Below are 18,125 nucleotides of genomic sequence, written 5' to 3'. Positions count from 1 at the left end.
CGGTGTCGAGGAACGGCTTGGACAGCGACGCGTCGGCCACCTCGCGGAGGGCGGGCTTGGCGCAGAACGCGATCCCCAGCCCCGCAGCGGTGAGCATGTCGATGTCGTTCGCCCCGTCGCCCACCGCGACGGTCTGGCTCAACGAGATACCGAGCTCCTCGGCGAACTCGCGCAGGTAGTCGGCTTTGGCCTCACGGTCCACCACCTCGCCGATGACGCGACCGGTGAGTACGCCGTCCTCGATCTCGAGCGTGTTGGCCCGCGCGAAGTCGAGACCCAGCTCCTCGGCGAGGCCGGCGATCACCTGGATGAACCCGCCCGACACCACTCCGCAGCGGATGCCGAGACGCTTGAGCGTGCGGATCGTCGTCCGCGCACCCGGGGTCAGAACGATGCTGGCCGCGACCTCGTCGAGGACGGTGGCCGGCAGTCCGGCCAGGGTCGCCACGCGCTCATGGAGGGACTGGGCGAAATCCAGCTCCCCCCGCATCGCGCGTTCGGTGACCGCGCGCACCTCGGCCTCCCTGCCCGCGTGGGCGGCGAGCATCTCGATGACCTCACCCTGGACCAGGGTGGAGTCCACGTCGAACACCACCAGACGCTTGGACCGGCGGCCCAGCCCGGCACCGTCCACCGAGATGTCGACGCCGTGCGCGTCCGACAGGGGCGCCATCGCCTCGCGCAGCCTGGCGTCGTCGGCGGCGTCGCGGCCGGCGGTCGAGACCTGCAGCTCCAGCCCCGTCACCGGGTAGTCGGCGATCCCCCGGATCGTGTCGATGTTCGCGCCGATCGACGCGAGCGAACCCGCCACCGCGGAGAACGCCGACGCGGTGACCGGACTGCCGAGGATCACCACCGCGTGGGTCGAGGGCGGCGTGGGGGGCGCGATGTCGTCGAACTGGACCTCCAACTGCATCCCCAGCTCGTGGACCTGCTCGGTGAGCTCGCGGACCACGGTCACGATGTCGGCGCCCGCGTCCACCCGGACCATGAGCCCCAGGGAGAGGTGGCCGTTGACCACGACCTGCTCCACGTCCACCAGGTCGGCGTGGTGGGAGGCGAGGACCGACATGATCCTCGCGGTCACACCTGGCCGGTCGGGACCGGTGACGGTGAGTAGTGCCGGGGTACCGGGGGTGCTCACGTGTGCTCCTGACGAGTGCTCGTGCTGACGACTGGGGTGGTGGACCGGACGGGCTCACACGCGCCGAACCCCGCCGGAGGACGAGCCTACCGACGGGGTTCAGCGGGGTCCGACGCCCGTGGGTGAGTACGGGCGGGTGGGTCAGCCCCTCTGCGGTGACGAGCCGCGCTCGGCCACGTCCTTGACCGCAGCCGGGTCCTGGGCCGCGGCCCGGCCCCCGACGTGGGCCTCCGCACGCATGCGCTCGCTCATGTGCGGGTAGTGCAGTTCGAACGCCGGCCGCTCGGAGCGGATCCGGGGCAGGGTCACGAAGTTGTGACGCGGCGGCGGGCAGGAGGTCGCCCACTCGAGCGAGTTGCCCGCACCCCACGGGTCGTCGACCGTGACGATCTCGCCGTAACGCCAGCTCTTGATGACGTTCCAGATGAACGGCAGCATCGCGATGCCGAGGATGAACGACCCGATGGTGGAGATCTGGTTGAGGACCGTGAAGTTGTCCGTCGCCAGGTAGTCGGCGTACCGGCGGGCCATGCCCTGGTTACCGAGCCAGTGCTGCACGAGGAACGTGGTGTGGAAGCCGATGAACATCAGCCAGAAGTGCCACTTGCCCAGCGTCTCGTCGAGCATCCGGCCGGTCATCTTGGGGAACCAGAAGTACACGCCGGCGAACGTGGCGAACACGATCGTGCCGAAGAGCGTGTAGTGGAAGTGGGCGACGATGAAGTACGTGTCCGAGATGTGGAAGTCGATCGGCGCCGCGGCCATCATGATGCCCGTCAGACCACCGAAGAGGAAGGTCACGATGAAGCCGAGCGCGAAGATCATCGGCGTCTCGAACGTCATCTTGCCGCGCCACATGGTGCCGATCCAGTTGAAGAACTTCACACCCGTCGGAACGGCGATGAGGAACGTCATGAACGAGAAGAACGGCAGGAGCACCGCACCGGTGACGAACATGTGGTGAGCCCAGACCGCCATGGACAGCGCGGCGATGGCGAGGGTCGCGAAGATCAGACCGGCGTAACCGAAGAGCGGCTTGCGCGAGAAGACCGGGAACACCTCGGAGACGATGCCGAAGAACGGCAGGGCGAGGACGTACACCTCGGGGTGACCGAAGAACCAGAACAGGTGCTGCCAGAGGATGGCGCCACCGTTGCCCGGATCGTAGATGCGGCCACCGAACTGCCGGTCGTAGAAGACGCCGAGAGCGGCGGCGGTGAGCAGCGGGAAGATCAGCAGGATCAGGACCGACGCCACGAGGATGTTCCACGTGAAGATCGGCATACGGAACATGGTCATGCCCGGCGCGCGGAGGCAGATGATCGTGGTGACGAAGTTGACTGCGCCGAGGATGGTACCGATACCGCCGATGCCCACACCGAGGATCCACAGGTCCGCGCCGACGGCCGGCGAGTGGATCTTGTCGGCCAGCGGCATATACATGGTCCAGCCGAACGCGGCCGCACCACCCGGGGTGAGGAAGCCCGAGAGCATGATCGTGCCGCCGACCGCGAACAGCCAGTAGCCCAGGGCGTTCAGTCGCGGGAAGGCGACGTCGGGGGCGCCGATCTGCAGCGGCATGATGTAGTTCGCGAACCCGATCACGATCGGGGTGCCGTACAGCAGCAGCATGACCGTGCCGTGCATGGTGAACAGCTGGTTGAACTGCTCGTTGGACAGGAACTGCATGCCCGGGACGAAGAGCTCCGCCCGGATGAGCAGGGCCATGAGCCCGCCGATGAAGAAGAAGACGAAACAGGTGACGATGTACATCAGGCCGAGCAGCTTGTGATCGGTCGTCGTCATCATCTTCCACACGAACGAACCCGGCCGGGCGGTGCCCGTGGGTACGCCCGGCGGATGGTCGAGATCGTCGACCGGCTTGGGGGCCACTGCGGTCATAAGGGTCCTCCTGAACGCCTCACCCGACGCCGCGGGTCGAACCACCGACCCCACGTCGAACGCAAAGGAATAGTGCGTGAGGGCAATCCTAACCCTCCGCTGAGAGCGTCCACCACTCACCCCGCCGAACTCGCCGGGGCGGGTCATCTGCGGGAATCCGGCCCCGCCACGACACGCCCGAGATGACGCCCGGACCCGCCTCGACCTCCACTTCGACTGCGCCCGCGACCCATCTCCTAGGCTCTCCCCCATGACCGATCTCGCGCCGAGCCGACACCGCCCTCGCGGACGGGGGTACCCTTTCACCCCCGTGCGGGTCACGGTGGGCGTCGTGGGCCCGCTCGTCGCCGGCCTCGTGCTCGCCGGGTGCGGGCCGTCCCCCGTCGACATGGTCGAGCACCCCGTCACCACGACCCCCTCACGGATGGCCGGCGAGGAGCTCCAGCGCTCCGCCGAACCGGAGGAGTCGTGTGCGCCCGTACCGGCGCCGGCCGAGTTCGCCGGGAACGGCGTCAGGCGGGTCGAGTCCGTGGACCCGGCCGACGCGACGGTCGAGGTCCCCCGGTCGCCGGAACGGATCCTGGCTCTCGGGGCCGGGGCCGTGGACGTCGCGTGCGGCCTGGGGCTGCAGGACCTCGTCGTCGGGACCTCCGGTCTGCCCCGCGACGCCGACGTCTACCTCCCCGCGCCCCTCGTGGGACTGCCCGACCTCGCGATCACCGGCGACTCGGGCGCGGAGGAGACCGCGGCCGCGGCCCGTGAACTCGACCCCGACCTCATCGTGTTGGCGGACTCGCTCGATCCCGACCCGTCCGTGGTGCGGGCGTTGGCGGAGGTCGCCCCGACGGTCGTGTACGACGCGCGGGCTCTGAACTGGACCGAGAGCACCGAGGCGATCGCCGACGCCTACGGGCGCCCGCGTGCCGGCGGGGATCTCCTGCTGGACGTGATCGACCGGGCCCGGTTCACCGCCGACGCCACCACCCCGAGCGACACCTGGGTCTCGCTCGTCTCCGTCTCCGTCTCCGACGCCGACGGCGTCGCGGTCCAGCGGCCGGACACCCTCGGGAGCCTCATGCTCGAGGCGGTCGGTGCCGGCCGACCCCCGGCGCAGCGCACGCGGGACGGCCAGCGGATCGAACCCGCCCCAGAGTCTCCTCCCGTGGGCGATGAACTCGACGGTGACGTGATCTTCGCCGTGGTGGGCGGCGGTGACGGCTCGGAGCAGTCCGCGCGGGAGGCCTTCGCCACCGAGCGGTGGACGGACCTCGCCGCGGTGGGCGCCCGCCGCATGTTCGTCGTGGACCGGGCCGTGTGGGAGGGATCCGGCCCGGTGGCCGCGCGCGCGGTCCTCGACGACATCCGGAGTTCCATCAACGGGATCGCCCCGGACGGGTAGCCGGGGAGCCGGCCGTTCCGGCCGGGCCGACAGGACGACCCGGCGCACCTGCCGGACGACCTCACCCCGGCACCTGATCGGGTGCCGGGGTGAGGTGGTGACGACGGTCGGGTCAGAAGTCCCAGTCCTCGTCCTCCGTGGCGACGGCCTTGCCCATGACGTAGGAGCTGCCGGAACCCGAGAAGAAGTCGTGGTTCTCGTCGGCGTTCGGGCTGAGCGCCGAGAGGATCGCGGGGTCGACGTTGGTCTCGTCCTTGGGGAACATCCCCTCGTATCCGAGGTTCATCAGCGCCTTGTTGGCGTTGTAGCGCAGGAACTTCTTGACGTCCTCGGTCCACCCCACCGTGTCGTAGAGGTCCTCGGTGTAGTCCGCCTCGTTGTCGTACAACTCGAAGAGCAACTCGAAGGTGTAGTCCTTCAACTCGTCGCGCTCGGCCTGCCCGATCTGCTCGAGCGCACGCTGGTACTTGTATCCGATGTAGTAGCCGTGCACGGCCTCGTCCCGGATGATGAGCCGGATGATGTCCGCCGTGTTGGTGAGCTTGGCCCGCGAGGACCAGCGCATGGGCAGGTAGAAGCCCGAGTAGAAGAGGAACGACTCGAGGAGGGTCGAGGCGATCTTGCGCTTGAGGGGATCCTCCCCGGAGTAGTACCCGAGGATGATGTGCGCCTTGCGCTGCAGGAAGGTGTTCTCCTCCGCCCACCGGAAGGCGTCGTCGACCTGCGGACTGGAGCAGAGCGTCGAGAAGATGGTGGAGTAGCTCTTGGCGTGGACCGATTCCATGAACGCGATGTTGGTGAGCACCGCCTCCTCGTGGGGGGTCGACGCGTCGGGGATCATGCTCACCGCGCCGACCGTCCCCTGGAGGGTGTCCAGCAGCGTCAGGCCGGTGAAGACCCGGGTGGTGAGCTGTTGCTCCGAGTCCGTCAGGGTCTGCCACGACGGGATGTCGTTGGACACCGGGACCTTCTCCGGCAACCAGAAGTTACTGGTGAGCCGACCCCAGACCTGATCGTCGACCTCGTCCGTGACGCGGTTCCAGTTGATCGCCGACACCCGGTCGACGAGCCGGGGGGCGACCCCGGCGGCGGGGCTGTGGGATCCCGGAGCGTGCAGCTCGGCGGTCATCGGATCTCCTCGTGATGGCGGGGGCGGTTCGGGGCGCAGGCCTGAGGCCCGGGGGTCAGAGCATGCACGAGACGCAGCCCTCGACCTCGGTGCCCTCGAGCGCGAGCTGGCGCACGCGGATGTAGTACAGGGTCTTGATCCCCTTGCGCCACGCGTAGATCTGGGCGCGGTTCACGTCGCGGGTGCTGGCCGTGTCCTTGAAGAACAGGGTCAGCGAGAGTCCCTGGTCCACGTGCTGGGTGGCCGCCGCGTACGTGTCGATGATCTTCTCGTACCCGATCTCGTACGCGTCCTGGTAGTAGTCCAGGTTGTCGTTGGTCAGGTAGGGCGCCGGGTAGTAGACGCGACCGATCTTGCCCTCCTTGCGGATCTCGATCCGGGACGCGACAGGGTGGATCGACGAGGTCGAGTTGTTGATGTAGCTGATCGACCCGGTGGGCGGCACGGCCTGCAGGTTCTGGTTGTAGATGCCGTACTGCTGCACGTCGGCCTTGAGCGCGCGCCAGTCCTCCTGGGTGGGCACCGCGACGCCCGCCTCGGTGAACAGCTGGCGCACCCGCTCGGTGGCCGGCTCCCACACCCTGTCCGTGTACTTGTCGAAGAACTCACCGGACGCGTACGTGGACTCCGGGAACCCGGCGAACCACGTCCCTCGCTCCCGCGCGAGGAGATTCGACGAGCGGACCGCGTGGTAGAGCACCGTGTAGAAGTAGATGTTCGTGAAGTCCACGCCCTCCTCGGACCCGTAGTGGATCCGCTCGCGGGCGAGGTAGCCGTGCAGGTTCATCTGCCCCAGGCCGATCGCGTGGGACTCGGCGTTGCCCCGCTCGATCGACGGGACCGAGTCGATGTGGGTCTGGTCGGACACCGCGGTCAGGCCCCGGATCGCCGTCTCGATGGTCCGGCCGAAGTCCGGTGAGTCCATGGCCTTGGCGATGTTGAGGGAGCCGAGGTTGCAGGAGATGTCCTTACCCACGTGCGAGTAGGTGAGGTCCTCGTTGTACGTCGACGGCGTGGAGACCTGGAGGATCTCCGAGCACAGGTTCGAGTGGGTGATCTTGCCGGCGATCGGGTTGGCCCGGTTCACCGTGTCCTCGTACATGATGTACGGATAGCCGGACTCGAACTGCAGCTCGGCGAGGGTCTGGAAGAAGTGCCGCGCGTTGATCTTGGTCTTCTTGATCCGGCTGTCCTCGACCATCTCGGTGTAGTGCTCCGTGATGTCGACGTCCGCGAAAGGCTTGCCGTAGATCCGCTCGACGTCGTACGGCGAGAACAGGTACATGTCGTCGTTGCGCTTGGCCAGCTCGAACGTGATGTCCGGGATCACCACGCCCAGCGACAGGGTCTTGATGCGGATCTTCTCGTCCGCGTTCTCCCGCTTGGTGTCGAGGAACTTGAAGATGTCCGGGTGGTGGGCGTGCAGGTACACCGCCCCGGCACCCTGGCGGGCGCCGAGCTGGTTGGCGTAGGAGAAGGAGTCCTCCAGCAGCTTCATCACGGGGATGACGCCGGAGGACTGGTTCTCGATGTGCTTGATCGGGGCGCCGTGCTCGCGGAGGTTCGACAGCAGCAGTGCCACTCCGCCACCGCGCTTGGACAGCTGCAACGCGGAGTTGATGTTGCGGCCGATGGACTCCATGTTGTCCTCGATACGCAGGAGGAAACAGGAGACGGGCTCGCCGCGCTGCTTCTTGCCCGAGTTCAGGAACGTGGGGGTGGCCGGCTGGAAGCGACCGTCGATGATCTCGTCGACCAGGCGGCGGGCCAGGTCCTCGTCGCCGTCCGCGAGCGTGAGGGCCACCATGCAGACGCGATCCTCGTAGCGCTCGAGGTACCGCTTCCCGTCGAAGGTCTTGAGCGTGTACGAAGTGTAGTACTTGAACGCGCCGAGGAACGTGGGGAAGCGGAACTTCTTGGCGTAGGCGTGGTCGAACAGCTCCCGCACGTAGTTGCGCGTGTACCGGTCGAGCACCTCCCGCTCGTAGTAGTTCTTGTCGACCAGGTAGTCCAGCTTCTCGTCCAGGTTGTGGAAGAAGACCGTGTTCTGGTTGACGTGCTGGAGGAAGTACTCCCGCGCGGCCTCACGGTCCTTGTCGAACTGGATCCTGCCGTCCGCGTCGTAGAGGTTGAGCATGGCGTTGAGCGCGTGGTAATCCAGGCGCTGCCCCTCGCCCGCCTCGCCGGCGATGGTGCCTTCGGGGGTCACGGTCGGTGCTGCCAAAACTCTTCCAATCCCTCGCGGACGCGGATGACGTCCTCTTGTGTGCCCATCAGTTCGAACCTGTAGAGGTACGGGACCTCGAGTTTGCGTGCGATCACGTCGCCGGAGACCGCGTAATCCGAACCGAAGTTGGTGTTACCGGCGGCGATCACGCCGCGGCAGAGGCTTCTGTTGTGCTCGTTGTTCAGGAACGTGACCACCTGTCGCGGGACCGACGCCCCGGTCCTGCCCGTGACCTCGAGGCATCCCCCGTACGTCGGGACGATCAGAACATACGGGTCCGACACGATCGGCCCCGCTTCGGTCCTCCGCGTGGGTATGCGCAGCGCCGGGAGCCCCAGACGGTCGACGAACCGCTTGGTGTTCTCGGAGACGTTGGAGAAGTAGACGATCCTCACCGGCTCGGTGGCCGACAGCGGAGCCGCCATGACTGCCCCCTTCGGATCTACATGTGTTCCGGGTCCGCCCCGGGGTCAGGCCGCGACGGTGACGAGGGCCTTGATCCGGTCCGGCCGGAAACCCGACCAGTGCTCGGAACCGGACACCACGACGGGAGCCTGGAGATACCCGAGGGCCATCACGTACTCACGCGCGTCGTCGTCGACGGAGATGTCGACCACCCGGTACTCGACGCCCTGCTTGTCGAGCGCCTTGTAGGTGGCGTTGCACTGGACGCAGGCGGGCTTGGTGTAGACGGTGACCATCAGTCGTGGACCTCTTTCGGCACGGGCGCCGGGGAGGCGCGGAGGGGCTCTTCTCGGACGGTCATCGGTTCCGGCGCTTCCGCCCGGCCTGTGGATAACCGTCGTGTCTGTCAGGGTTCACAGCCCGAATGCCACACGTGGCATTCATCGGGGGCCGCAACACCCTAGACACTACCCCTAGTGTCCGACGAGTCAATCGACCACAACATTTTGGTCTTACAATGGTGGTATTCCCAGGTCGCGATCCCGCCTTGTGGACACTTCCCACCCACCGTTGTCACGGTCGGCCCGAACGCCGCCGCCTCGCCCCGCGACCGTCACTCTGCCACGCGTGAGACGGTGCCGGAGACCCCGTCCGGCGCCCCACAGGTCGTCCCCAACCACCCCACACCTTGTCCCCAACCGCTCCACAGGGGCGACGGGGTCACCGCCGCGGAAGGGGCACCGGGAGGCCCCGCGGCGGCGGGGTCGTCGGGGGTCACCGTCGGCGCGGGTCTGCCCCGCCCCCACGACGACGACGAGGGCCCGCCGCCGGCGAACCGGAGGCGGGCCCTCGAGGGTGCGTGGGATCCCACGCGGACGAGACTCAGCCCTGGCGGGCCTTGAAACGGGGGTCCTTCTTGTTGATCACGTAGACCTTGCCGCGACGACGGACAACCTGGGCGCCCGGCTTGTTCTTCAGCGACCGAAGGGACTTGCGGACCTTCATCTGGCGCTCCTTAGGCTCTCGGGGCGGCCGTGATGGCCGCCGACACGACTGGGGATGACTGCGCGACACGTCCGACCCGGAGGTCGGATGCACGACACACAACTGGTCCATCGTAACGGACTGCCCCGTCAGAACTCCAACCGGCGGAACCGGGCACCTCGCGTGGCCCGTCCGCATGTCACGCAGAAGTCACACGGGCTTCCTATGCTGACGCCATGACCCAGTCCTCTGCAGACACCGGCGCTCTCCGCGCGTCCATCATCGCCGAACTCGGCGTTCGTCCCGACATCGATCCGGAGCAGGAGGTCGCCCGGCGGGTGGCGTTCCTGGCCGAGTATCTCCGCAGCACCCCCGCCACGGGTTTCGTCCTGGGGATCAGCGGGGGCCAGGACTCCACCCTGACGGGTCGGCTGTGCCAGCTCGCCGCCGAGAAGCTCCGCGACGAGGGCCTGCCCGACGCGCGGTTCGTCGCCATGCGGCTCCCCCACGGAACCCAGGCGGACGAGGACGACGCCGTCGCGGCCCTGGACTTCATCCGGCCCGATGCCCGCGTCACCGTCGACATCCGGGCGGCCTCGGAGGCCGCCTCCGGTGCTGCCGCGACTGCACTGGAGGACCTTCCCGGCCACGCGGGCCCGCTCCGCGACTTCGTCCGCGGCAACGTCAAGGCGCGCCAGCGGATGGTCGCGCAGTACGCGGTGGCCGGGCAGCTCGGCCATCTCGTCGTCGGCACCGATCACGCCGCCGAGGCGGTCACCGGCTTCTTCACCAAGTACGGAGACGGCGGCGTGGACCTCTCCCCCCTGACCGGCCTCACCAAACGGCAGGGTGCAGCGCTGCTGCGGCACCTCGGCGCCCCGGAGTCGACCTGGCGGAAGGTCCCCACCGCCGATCTCGAGGACGACCGTCCGGGCCTGCCCGACGAGGTGGCACTGGGCGTGACGTACGAGCAGATCGACGACTACCTGGAGGGCCGCGACGGCGTGCCGACTCAGGCCGCTGCCCGGATCGAGCAGCTGTTCCTGGCCACCCGCCACAAGCGGGCGGTCCCGGCCACGCCACTCGACACCTGGTGGCGCGAGGGGTGACGCCCCGGCGGTCGGTGGTCGACCGGACACCGGCCGACCAGGCACCGCCGCCCGATCACCGCACCAGCTCCCACACCGAGTCCAGCGCGTCCGCCGTCCCCGGTACGTCGAAGGACTGCGTGGTGAACACCGCCGCGCAGCGGCCCGTGCGCCGGTCGACGTAACCGATCGTCCCCAGTCCCCCCGCCCAGCCGACGACCCCGTCCGGGCGGATCTCCACCTGCATCCCGTATCCACAGCCGGGTCCGATGAACCCCTCCGCATCGGCGCGCTGCCGCGGAGTCAGGTGGTCGGTCGTCATCATCTCCGCGAACTCCGGACCCAGGACGGTCCCGCCGTCGACCAGGACGTCGAGGAAGGCCAGATAGTCGGCGACGGTCGAGGCCAGCCCACACGCCAGGGACTCGAAGCGAGGTGGGCGATCGAATCTGCTCCGGATGTCCAGCGGCCGGAGGGCCCCGTCGGGTCCGAGCCCGTGGCAGGTGGGGAGCCGATCCGGGTCGGCGGTGAACCCGCAGTCCGCCAGTCCGAGCGGCCCCGTGACGTACTCGGCCACCAACCCGGACACGCTGGCGCCCGTTGCCCGCGCCAGGAGCACCCCCAGGACGTCACTGCCGGTGTGGTAGTTCCAACCCCGCCCGGGTTGGTCCGCCAGGGGCAGTGCACCCAGCAGCCGGAGGTACTCGTCCGGCTCCATCGGCGGTGCGTAGGGGCCGGGTGCGACCTGCCGCTCGCCCATGGCGACGGTCAGGGGACTGCCCTCCCCCGCCCAGCCGACGCCGGCGGTCATGGTGAGGAGATGGCGCAGCGTGATCTGTCGCCCGGCCGGTACGGTCCGGTCGATCGGCCCGCCGGGCCGGGCGAGGACCCTGGGGGCGGACAGCTCCGGCAGATGTGTGGCCACCGGGTCGTCGAGCGAGAGGATCCCGAGCTCGACCAGCCTCAGCCCGAGCACGCCGCCCACCGGCTTGGTGTTGGACGACAGCGGGAACACCGCATCCGGGTCGAGCGCGGGGCCGCCGGGCGACCGCGTCCCACCCGACGCGATCCGTGATCGACCGTCCTGCCGTACCCCGCAGACGTAACCCGTCAGCCGTCCGGAGTCGACCAGGGCGTCGAGTCCCCCGGTGACGGAGGCGAACCGATCCATGGGGTGACCCTACGTCCGGGGGGCCGGCTGGTGAAGGGTTCGGCGGTGGTGGCCCGGGCCGTCAGCCCGCCAGCCGCGCCATCGGGCCGTGGACGTCGACGGGACGGAGGCAGGTGTCGGGGATCGTCCCCAGCGAGCACGTGCCCACCGGCAGGACCGGGCGATAGCCCTCCGGTACGCCACCGCCCGCGATCACGTCCCGGTACGCGTCGACCCCGGAGGTCGGCCTGCGCTCGAGAGCCGGATCGGTGAGCACATCCACCTGGTAGAGGCCGAAACGGGAGTCGTAGGTCCCCCACTCGTAGTTGTCCACCAGCGACCAGTGGTTGTAGCCGATCACCGGGTAGCCGTCGGCGACCGCGCGTTGGATCCAGAACACGACGTCACGGAGGTAGTCACCGCGCTCGAAGGAGTCCTCCCGGTAGCCGTTGTGGGTGGGCATCCCGTTCTCGACGATGAACAGCGGCTTGCCGGGGAAGTGCCTGGCGTAGTGGACGATCGACTCGTACATCCCCTCGGGCTGCGGACGGACGCCGGCGAAGTCGTCCCACGCGGCACGGATGGTCGTGAGATTGTCGAGCGCGATGCCGTAGTAGTAGTCGACCCCGATGAAGTCCAGCTCGTCGCGGATGTGGTTGAGCAGCAGATCGTCCGTGGCCGGGGCGAAGGCGGGGAGGTACGCCTCGTTCGCGGTGACCATGGCATCGGGGTCCGCCCGATGAGCGGCGTGATATCCCAGCTTGTGGGCCGCCACCACGTTGTCGCGGAATGCGTTGAACTGGTGCAGCCCCACCAGCCCGATGCGGAGTTCGTGACTGAAGAACACCAGCGGCTCGTTGAAGGTGACCCACATCGTCCCGTTACCGGCCCACCGCTCGGTGATGAGCTCGGCGTAGCGCCCGAACGCCTCCACCGAGTCCGGCGAGAGGAACCCGCCGCGATCGACCAGCCATCCCGGATACACGTAGTGGACCATCGTGATCATCGGCGTCATGCCGTGCGCCCTGATCGTGCTCAGGATGTCGTCGTAACGACGCAACGCCTGTTCGTCGTACCGCCCCGGCTCGGGCTCGATGCGCGACCACTCCACGCTGAGGCGGAAGATGTTCACGCCCAGGTCCGCGGCACGGGCGATGTCCTCCGGGTACCGGTTCCAGAAGTCGACGGCGTCGTTGACCGGATCAGCCTCTCCACGCGCGGCGGCGGCGTCGACGTAGCGCTTCCAGTTGGAATCCATATTTGAACCCTCGACCTGGAAGCCCGAGGTGGCCACCCCCCAGTGGAAGCCCTCGGCCATCCGCGCCTCGGCCCGGGCCTGCACGGACACCGAGATGAGAGCGGTCGCCACCAGAGCGGTGACGAGCACCAGCGCGAGCGGAATCCTGGTGACGGCAAACTTATGAACACCCATCACTAAAACATGACACATGCCTCGCCGGGCGTCAGCGCTTTGGGCCCCCGGACCCGGCATCGTGCGCGTCAGGCCCCGCGACCGGCGCGCCGGTACCCGGCCCGGAGGCCCGCCGCGGCGTCTACCGTGGTGTGATGCGAACCCTGGGAAACGTGCTCTGGTTTCTGCTCGCCGGCTGGTGGTTGGCGCTCGTGTACGTCATCGCCGGGATCATCGCCTGCATCCTGATCATCACCATCCCGTTCGGCATCGCCTCGTTCCGGCTCGCGGCGTACGTCCTGTGGCCGTTCGGGCGGCGGACCGAGTTCCGCCGGGACGCCGGTGCGCTCTCCCTGATCGGCAACGTCCTGTGGATCCTGGTGCTCGGCTGGGAACTGGCGATCGCCCACCTGCTCGCCGGGTTGCTGCTGTGCCTGACGATCGTGGGAATCCCCTTCGGCATCGCCTGCTGGAAGATGGTCCCGCTGGCCCTTCTCCCCCTCGGCCAGCGCATCGTGCCCATCCGTCACCCGTCGGAGGACCCCTTCGCCGCGGCGCCGGGGGCGCGGCGGTAGGACCGGGGACTCAGGCCGAGGACCGTGCGGAAGTCCGCGCTGAGATGGGCGTGGTCGGAGTACCCGAGCTCCGCGGCGATCCGGGCGATCGTCACCGACGGGTCCTCGCGTAGACGCTGCGCGGCCTCCTGGAGTCGGTACCGACGGATCATCTTCAGTGGCGGCAGTCCCACGTAGCGGTGCGCGAGTCGCTGCACCGCGCGAGTCGAGACGCCCAGGGCTGCGGCGACCTGGTCCACACGCACGATCGACCGGTCCGAGGCGATGAGATCCTCCATGGCGTTGGCCATGACGCCGCCGGCGTCCGGGGCGGCCAGGTGCGCGGCGGCCCACGCGGAGAAGTAGCGCAGCGCCCGGGCGCGGGCGACGGACTCGCGCTGGTCGGCCCCGCGCTGATCAGCAGGGCACGACCGGCCGACGACCTCGTCCACCTCTCCCATCGCCGCCATGACGGCACGATGCAACCCGGGGGCGTCGAGGGGCGTCTCCGCGTCGCGAAGCCGCCGGGGCTCGGCCGCCAACGAGGCCAATCCGGCCGGGCGGAGCAGGGCGCCTACCGCCCATCCGCTGCCGATGAGGTCCCGGTGGGAGACGCCGGTCGTCGGTCCGGAGAGACTGACCCCTCCGGGGTCGACGACGAGATTGGACGCCGGAAAAGGGAGCAGCTCCTGCCGGGAGGTCTCCCCCGGCGCGAGACGCCAGCGCGGGATCCAGAACCAACGGATCCGGTCACGCAGTTCCGACGGCGCGTCCTCGCGGTGGAAGGTGGGCAGCCGGTCCGGATAGAGGACCCCGCGTCGATCAGGGAGGTCGGCCATCGTCCCCTCCCCGCGTGTCGGACGCGACGGCGTCGCGAATCTTCAAGCCACTCCCGTGCATGTCCTCGTAGGTTCATCGCATGACAGAGAACACCACGCCCCGGGCCGGGGTCACCGGAGAACACACCACCGACGGCGTCCCCCACGGGTCGACCAGCCTCACGCCGTTCCTCGCCGTCGAGAGAGCGGGGGACGCGGTCGAATTCTATTCCTCGGTGTTCGGCGCCCGGGTGGTCGACGTGACGGAGATGGGCGGGATCGTCGTGCACGCCGAACTCGACCTCGGCAACGGCCGGCTGCAACTCGGCGAGCCCAGTCCCCGGTTCGGGCTCGTGCCCCCGCCCACCGGGGAGGTGGCCTGCTATTCGATCGGGATGTACTGCGCGGACGTCGACGAGGTGGTCGACCGGGCCGCACAGGCCGGGGCCACGATCCGTGAACCCGTGAGCGAGTTCGTCTCCGGCGACAGGTACGCCTCGATCCGGGACCCGTACGGCGTCCGATGGTCGATCATGTCCCGCGTGGAGGACCTGTCGGAGTCCGAGAGCGCACGCCGGGTCGCCGAGTGGGCCGCGCAGCAGGGATAGAGGTGAAAAGAGCCCGGCCAGTGGCCGGGCTCTTGCTCGCATGAACCATCCGTTGCCGGATCGTTCGTTCGGGTGGAGCTAAGGGGACTCGAACCCCTGACCCCCACACTGCCAGTGTGGTGCGCTACCAGCTGCGCCATAGCCCCGTATCGGTTGTTCCGCCGTTCCCCTCTCGGCGACCGGCTCGACCAAAGTTACACCATCCCGGTTCGGCGCTCCAAATCGCCTCCGGCCCCGCCCTGGACGGGCGGGGCCGGTACCGATCGGTGCGGACCGGGGTCAGGCGAGGATGTTGTCCAGCCAGGCCGGATCGGCGATCTCCACGACCTCACCCTCGTAGGCGACCGTGGGGGTGGAGACGCGGTCGGTCACCTCTCGGATACTGTCCTGCGAGTTGTCGGCGGTGTCCGAGGCCTTCTCCATCCCGCCGTTGGTCTCCACGTTGCCGATGCACTCCACCGAGTCCGCGTTCGCGCCGGCCGCCTCGGCGGTGGCGGCCAACTCCCTCGCGGAACGGTCGCCACCGCCCTCGGCGGGCTGCTGGGCGAAGAAGGCGTTCTTGACGTCGAAGAAGGCCGGCAGCGAATCCTTGGCCGCGACGCACTGGACGGCGGCGATGGCCCGCGTGGAGTACTCGCCCGACGCCGACTGGCGGTTGAGGAAGTTGAGGGTGTGGAACTCCACGCGCAGGTCACCGGCCTCCACGGCGGAGGCGATCCGCTCACCGTTCTGCCCCTCGAAGGAGGCACACGCCGGGCACATGAAGTCCTCCCAGATCTGGACGGTCGGGGCGGTCTCCTCCCCCACCGCGATCACACCCGTGTCCGAGATCTCGATCAGCTCGTCGGCCGTCTCACCGAACGTGATCGGGTTGGCCTCGCCTCCCCGCTGGGCCATCCACACGACGCCGCCGAGGACCAGGACGGCGACGGCGATCAGGGCCGCAACCGTGATCAGCATCCCGTTGTTCTTCTTGGTCTTCAGGACCTTCGTGCTCTTGTTACCTGCGGACTTGGCGTTCACGTGTGGGTGGGCCTTTCTCTCCTGGGAAACCGTCGGCCCTTTCCGAGCGACTGGCGACTACCGAGAGGGTACCGAAACCGCCTGAGTCCTCTTTCAGGTGAGGGCAGGTGGCGAGGCCGAAATGCACCGAGCCCCCGGTCGGTGATCGACCGGGGGCTCGGCCCGATGGTGGAGCTGCCGGGAATTGAACCCGGGTCCTCCGCAGCATCGGCAGGGCTTCTCCGTGCGCAGTCCGCGTTGGCCTCTACTCGGATCTCGCCCTCATGCGGACATGTCGGCGATGACGATCCCAGTCACTGTTGGATGTCCCGACCCACCCCGTGACCGGGTGAGCCGGTGATCCCTCTAGATGATGCCGGTGACCGGGGCGAGGGCGACCCCGGGCCGACAGACTACGGGCTCACTGTCAGGCAGCGAGGGCGTAGTCGCGCTGATTGGTATCGGCGCGTAATTGGTTGCCACGACGCTTACGGTGGTCTCTGGCCTGCACCGGCACGCTTCCCCTGCGTCAACTCACGTAGTCGAAACCACATCAGCCCCGTCAGGTCCGCCGACTCTCATCGACGGACCACTGACCCTACCCCGACCGGGGCCCCACCGCCAGGGTGAGCTCCGTCTCCACCTCAGCCCAGCGCGAGCAGTGCGATCGCCACCCCCGCCAGTGCGAGCCCCGCGATCTGGACCGCGCGAAGGCGCTCCCCTCCGTGCGTGATGGCCAGCGCCACCGTGAAGGCGGGGTAGAGCGCGGCGATCACGCTCACCAGCGAGAGCATGCCCGCCTGGGAGGCGAAGTAGAAGGCTCCGTTGGCGACCGCGTCGAACACGGCGATCACCAGGCCGATGGCGATGAGGCGCCGGGAGAACCTGAACGACTCGCGGGCGGCGAACGCCGCCGCCAGGACGACCCCGGTGGCGCCCACCCGCGACGCCGCGACCGGCCACAGCCCCTCACCCGCCGGGACCTGTGCCAGCAGGACGAAGAAGCCCGCGAACGCCAGCCCCGAGATCACCGTGAGCGCCATCAACGGCCAGGTGAGGCGACCGTGTCCGATCGACGAACCCTCGTCGCTCTCCAGTGAGACGAGGACCGTGGCGACGAGCGCCACCGACATCCCGACCAGGGCTGCCGCCCCGGGCCGCTCCCCCGCCACCAACCCGAACGCGAGCGGCACCGACGCGGCCAGAACCGCCGTGATCGGCGAGATCACGCTCATCGGCCCGCGCGAGAGCGCGACGTAGAACGACCACACCGCGAGACCTGACAGGAGGCCCGAAGTCAGCCCCCAGGCCAACCCGACCAGGGTCGGTGACCCCCCGGACACCACCGCCGCCGCCCCGACCAGCACGATCGACAGCGGGTACGACACGCTGACGACCCTCAGTGCACGGGCCCGCCGGGACGCGACCCCGCCGAGGTAGTCGCTGATGCCGTACGCCACCGCCGAGGTCGACGCCAGCGCGACCGGCATCATGCGTGCATGCCCTTGATCCTCCTGCCGAGTTCGCGAACGGCTTCGCGCTCGGCGGTCCGCTTGGCGATGTCGTGCCGTTTGTCGTGGGCCTGCTTACCCCGGGCGACGGCCAGTTCGACCTTGACCCGCCCGTTCACGAAGTAGAGGGACAGCGGGACCAGCGTGGCGTTGCCGTCCCGCACCTTGCCGACGAGCGAATCGATCTCGCGACGGTGCAGCAACAGTTTGCGGGCGCGCTTGGGCGCGTGGTTGGTCCAGTTCCCGTGGGAGTACTCGGGGATGTGGAGCCCGCGGAGCCACACCTCGCCGTCGTCGATCGTCGCGAACGCGTCGACCAACGACGCCTGGCCCTCGCGCATGCTCTTGATCTCCGTACCCAACAGCGCGATCCCCGCCTCGTGGGTGTCGAGGATGGAGTACTCGTGCCGGGCCTTGCGGTTGCTCGCGACCACGCTGCCGTCACGGCCGAGGGTCGACGCGCCCTTCTTCTTGTTCTTCTTGGCCACGCCGGTTCACCTCCTCGTCCGTCCGTCGGGCAGATCCCCCACTCTAGATCAGTACGGGATCACCGCCGAACCGTGATCCGCAGCGTGGCCCATGCCGTGAGCGCGGACACCACCGCGCCCGCCACCACGAGGACCGGGGCCAGCAGCAGGATGTCGACGGTGGTGATCCGTTCCACCAGGTTCGCCCGGTACGCCTCGGCCAGCACCCTGTCGAGGAAGACGACCTTGGCCCCCAGCAGCCCGCCGACCGCGAGCAGCGAACCGACCACCGACGCCAGCACGGCTTCCACCACGAACGGCAGCTC

General features: G+C 68.7%; 17 protein-coding genes, 1 tRNA gene, 1 other RNA gene and 1 pseudogene. 4 read left to right on the top strand and 16 right to left on the bottom strand.

Annotated elements, in window-relative coordinates; translation table 11 throughout:
* Together serB and ctaD are read right to left on the bottom strand one after the other, a co-directional pair.
* Positions 1 to 1,144: phosphoserine phosphatase SerB (serB, locus tag G6018_RS03125; RefSeq protein WP_182638683.1), on the bottom strand; the 1,144-nt coding region annotated here is incomplete at its 3' end.
* 141 nt (positions 1,145 to 1,285) lie between these two features.
* A complete protein-coding gene (ctaD, locus tag G6018_RS03120; protein WP_179524838.1) occupies positions 1,286 to 3,046 on the bottom strand; it encodes a cytochrome c oxidase subunit I in 1,761 nt (586 codons plus the stop codon).
* A 250-nt stretch (positions 3,047 to 3,296) separates the two neighbouring features.
* On the opposite strand from ctaD, the gene G6018_RS03115 reads away from it, so the two are divergent.
* Positions 3,297 to 4,445 carry an ABC transporter substrate-binding protein gene (locus tag G6018_RS03115; RefSeq protein ID WP_241731033.1) on the top strand — a complete coding sequence of 383 codons (1,149 nt, stop codon included), beginning with the start codon at positions 3,297 to 3,299 and terminating at the stop codon, positions 4,443 to 4,445.
* A 112-nt stretch (positions 4,446 to 4,557) separates the two neighbouring features.
* On the opposite strand, the gene nrdF is transcribed toward G6018_RS03115, so the two are convergent.
* From nrdF to ykgO, 5 genes are all read right to left on the bottom strand, one after another.
* Positions 4,558 to 5,574, bottom strand: a complete 1,017-nt coding sequence (gene nrdF, locus G6018_RS03110) for a class 1b ribonucleoside-diphosphate reductase subunit beta (protein WP_182638682.1) — start codon at positions 5,572 to 5,574, stop codon at positions 4,558 to 4,560.
* A gap of 55 nt (positions 5,575 to 5,629) precedes the next feature.
* Complete coding sequence (gene nrdE, locus G6018_RS03105) at positions 5,630 to 7,711, bottom strand: class 1b ribonucleoside-diphosphate reductase subunit alpha (protein WP_241731034.1); 2,082 nt, start codon at positions 7,709 to 7,711, stop codon at positions 5,630 to 5,632.
* Positions 7,712 to 7,779: 68 nt separating this feature from the next.
* Entirely contained in the window at positions 7,780 to 8,226 is a 447-nt protein-coding gene (nrdI, locus tag G6018_RS03100; RefSeq protein ID WP_182638681.1) for a class Ib ribonucleoside-diphosphate reductase assembly flavoprotein NrdI, read from the bottom strand.
* Positions 8,227 to 8,271: 45 nt separating this feature from the next.
* On the bottom strand, positions 8,272 to 8,502 hold the full coding sequence (gene nrdH, locus G6018_RS03095) for a glutaredoxin-like protein NrdH (RefSeq protein WP_277817749.1): 231 nt from the start codon (positions 8,500 to 8,502) through the stop codon (positions 8,272 to 8,274).
* A 586-nt stretch (positions 8,503 to 9,088) separates the two neighbouring features.
* Complete coding sequence (gene ykgO, locus G6018_RS03090) at positions 9,089 to 9,211, bottom strand: type B 50S ribosomal protein L36 (protein WP_003852698.1); 123 nt, start codon at positions 9,209 to 9,211, stop codon at positions 9,089 to 9,091.
* 215 nt (positions 9,212 to 9,426) lie between these two features.
* Between ykgO and nadE the strand changes: the two genes are divergently transcribed.
* Complete coding sequence (nadE, locus tag G6018_RS03085; RefSeq protein ID WP_182638680.1) at positions 9,427 to 10,299, top strand: ammonia-dependent NAD(+) synthetase; 873 nt, start codon at positions 9,427 to 9,429, stop codon at positions 10,297 to 10,299.
* A gap of 55 nt (positions 10,300 to 10,354) precedes the next feature.
* Here nadE and G6018_RS03080 read toward each other — a convergent pair whose 3' ends face one another.
* Positions 10,355 to 11,449, bottom strand: a complete 1,095-nt coding sequence (locus tag G6018_RS03080) for a serine hydrolase domain-containing protein (RefSeq protein WP_182638679.1) — start codon at positions 11,447 to 11,449, stop codon at positions 10,355 to 10,357.
* Positions 11,450 to 11,510: 61 nt separating this feature from the next.
* A complete protein-coding gene (locus tag G6018_RS03075) occupies positions 11,511 to 12,860 on the bottom strand; it encodes a family 1 glycosylhydrolase (RefSeq protein WP_182638678.1) in 1,350 nt (449 codons plus the stop codon).
* A 134-nt stretch (positions 12,861 to 12,994) separates the two neighbouring features.
* Here G6018_RS03075 and G6018_RS03070 point away from each other — a divergent pair, with 134 nt between their 5' ends.
* Positions 12,995 to 13,414, top strand: a complete 420-nt coding sequence (locus G6018_RS03070; RefSeq protein ID WP_179524832.1) for a YccF domain-containing protein — start codon at positions 12,995 to 12,997, stop codon at positions 13,412 to 13,414.
* Here G6018_RS03070 and G6018_RS03065 read toward each other — a convergent pair.
* On the bottom strand, positions 13,366 to 14,232 hold the full coding sequence (locus G6018_RS03065; RefSeq protein WP_182638677.1) for a helix-turn-helix domain-containing protein: 867 nt from the start codon (positions 14,230 to 14,232) through the stop codon (positions 13,366 to 13,368). The two genes, G6018_RS03070 and G6018_RS03065, sit on opposite strands and share 49 nt — an antisense overlap.
* Positions 14,233 to 14,312: 80 nt before the next feature.
* On the opposite strand from G6018_RS03065, the gene G6018_RS03060 reads away from it, so the two are divergent.
* On the top strand, positions 14,313 to 14,819 hold the full coding sequence (locus tag G6018_RS03060) for a VOC family protein (RefSeq protein ID WP_182638676.1): 507 nt from the start codon (positions 14,313 to 14,315) through the stop codon (positions 14,817 to 14,819).
* A gap of 73 nt (positions 14,820 to 14,892) precedes the next feature.
* Here G6018_RS03060 and G6018_RS03055 read toward each other — a convergent pair.
* The 6 genes and pseudogenes from G6018_RS03055 to G6018_RS03030 all read right to left on the bottom strand — a co-directional run.
* Positions 14,893 to 14,965 (bottom strand) — tRNA-Ala (locus G6018_RS03055).
* A 133-nt stretch (positions 14,966 to 15,098) separates the two neighbouring features.
* On the bottom strand, positions 15,099 to 15,842 hold the full coding sequence (locus G6018_RS03050; protein ID WP_179524829.1) for a thioredoxin domain-containing protein: 744 nt from the start codon (positions 15,840 to 15,842) through the stop codon (positions 15,099 to 15,101).
* A gap of 166 nt (positions 15,843 to 16,008) precedes the next feature.
* Positions 16,009 to 16,382, bottom strand: a transfer-messenger RNA (tmRNA) gene (ssrA, locus tag G6018_RS03045).
* Between the two features lie 83 nt (positions 16,383 to 16,465).
* Positions 16,466 to 17,314 (bottom strand): DMT family transporter, encoded by an 849-nt coding sequence (locus G6018_RS03040; RefSeq protein ID WP_182638675.1) that lies wholly within the window; start codon positions 17,312 to 17,314, stop codon positions 16,466 to 16,468.
* A complete protein-coding gene (smpB, locus tag G6018_RS03035; protein WP_179524827.1) occupies positions 17,311 to 17,820 on the bottom strand; it encodes an SsrA-binding protein SmpB in 510 nt (169 codons plus the stop codon). Before smpB ends, G6018_RS03040 begins: the two co-directional genes overlap by 4 nt.
* A 59-nt stretch (positions 17,821 to 17,879) precedes the next feature.
* Positions 17,880 to 18,125 (bottom strand): annotated as a pseudogene (locus G6018_RS03030) (ABC transporter permease); the annotation flags it as partial.

This window comes from Dietzia sp. DQ11-44, from assembly GCF_014145205.1.
GTDB classification, from domain to species: Bacteria; Actinomycetota; Actinomycetes; order Mycobacteriales; family Mycobacteriaceae; genus Dietzia; species Dietzia natronolimnaea.
The sequence above is the reverse complement of the archived record's forward strand: the minus strand, read 5'-3'. Positions and strand labels throughout refer to the sequence as shown.

Coding starts and splice junctions, on each gene's coding strand:
- ctaD (WP_179524838.1), bottom strand. CDS start 3,046: ATGACCGCAGTGGCCCCCAAGCCGGTCGACGATCTCGACCATCCGCCG.
- G6018_RS03115 (WP_241731033.1), top strand. CDS start 3,297: ATGACCGATCTCGCGCCGAGCCGACACCGCCCTCGCGGACGGGGGTAC.
- nrdF (WP_182638682.1), bottom strand. CDS start 5,574: ATGACCGCCGAGCTGCACGCTCCGGGATCCCACAGCCCCGCCGCCGGG.
- nrdE (WP_241731034.1), bottom strand. CDS start 7,711: ATGCTCAACCTCTACGACGCGGACGGCAGGATCCAGTTCGACAAGGAC.
- nrdI (WP_182638681.1), bottom strand. CDS start 8,226: ATGGCGGCTCCGCTGTCGGCCACCGAGCCGGTGAGGATCGTCTACTTC.
- nrdH (WP_277817749.1), bottom strand. CDS start 8,502: ATGGTCACCGTCTACACCAAGCCCGCCTGCGTCCAGTGCAACGCCACC.
- ykgO (WP_003852698.1), bottom strand. CDS start 9,211: ATGAAGGTCCGCAAGTCCCTTCGGTCGCTGAAGAACAAGCCGGGCGCC.
- nadE (WP_182638680.1), top strand. CDS start 9,427: ATGACCCAGTCCTCTGCAGACACCGGCGCTCTCCGCGCGTCCATCATC.
- G6018_RS03080 (WP_182638679.1), bottom strand. CDS start 11,449: ATGGATCGGTTCGCCTCCGTCACCGGGGGACTCGACGCCCTGGTCGAC.
- G6018_RS03075 (WP_182638678.1), bottom strand. CDS start 12,860: ATGGGTGTTCATAAGTTTGCCGTCACCAGGATTCCGCTCGCGCTGGTG.
- G6018_RS03070 (WP_179524832.1), top strand. CDS start 12,995: ATGCGAACCCTGGGAAACGTGCTCTGGTTTCTGCTCGCCGGCTGGTGG.
- G6018_RS03065 (WP_182638677.1), bottom strand. CDS start 14,232: ATGGCCGACCTCCCTGATCGACGCGGGGTCCTCTATCCGGACCGGCTG.
- G6018_RS03060 (WP_182638676.1), top strand. CDS start 14,313: ATGACAGAGAACACCACGCCCCGGGCCGGGGTCACCGGAGAACACACC.
- G6018_RS03040 (WP_182638675.1), bottom strand. CDS start 17,314: ATGATGCCGGTCGCGCTGGCGTCGACCTCGGCGGTGGCGTACGGCATC.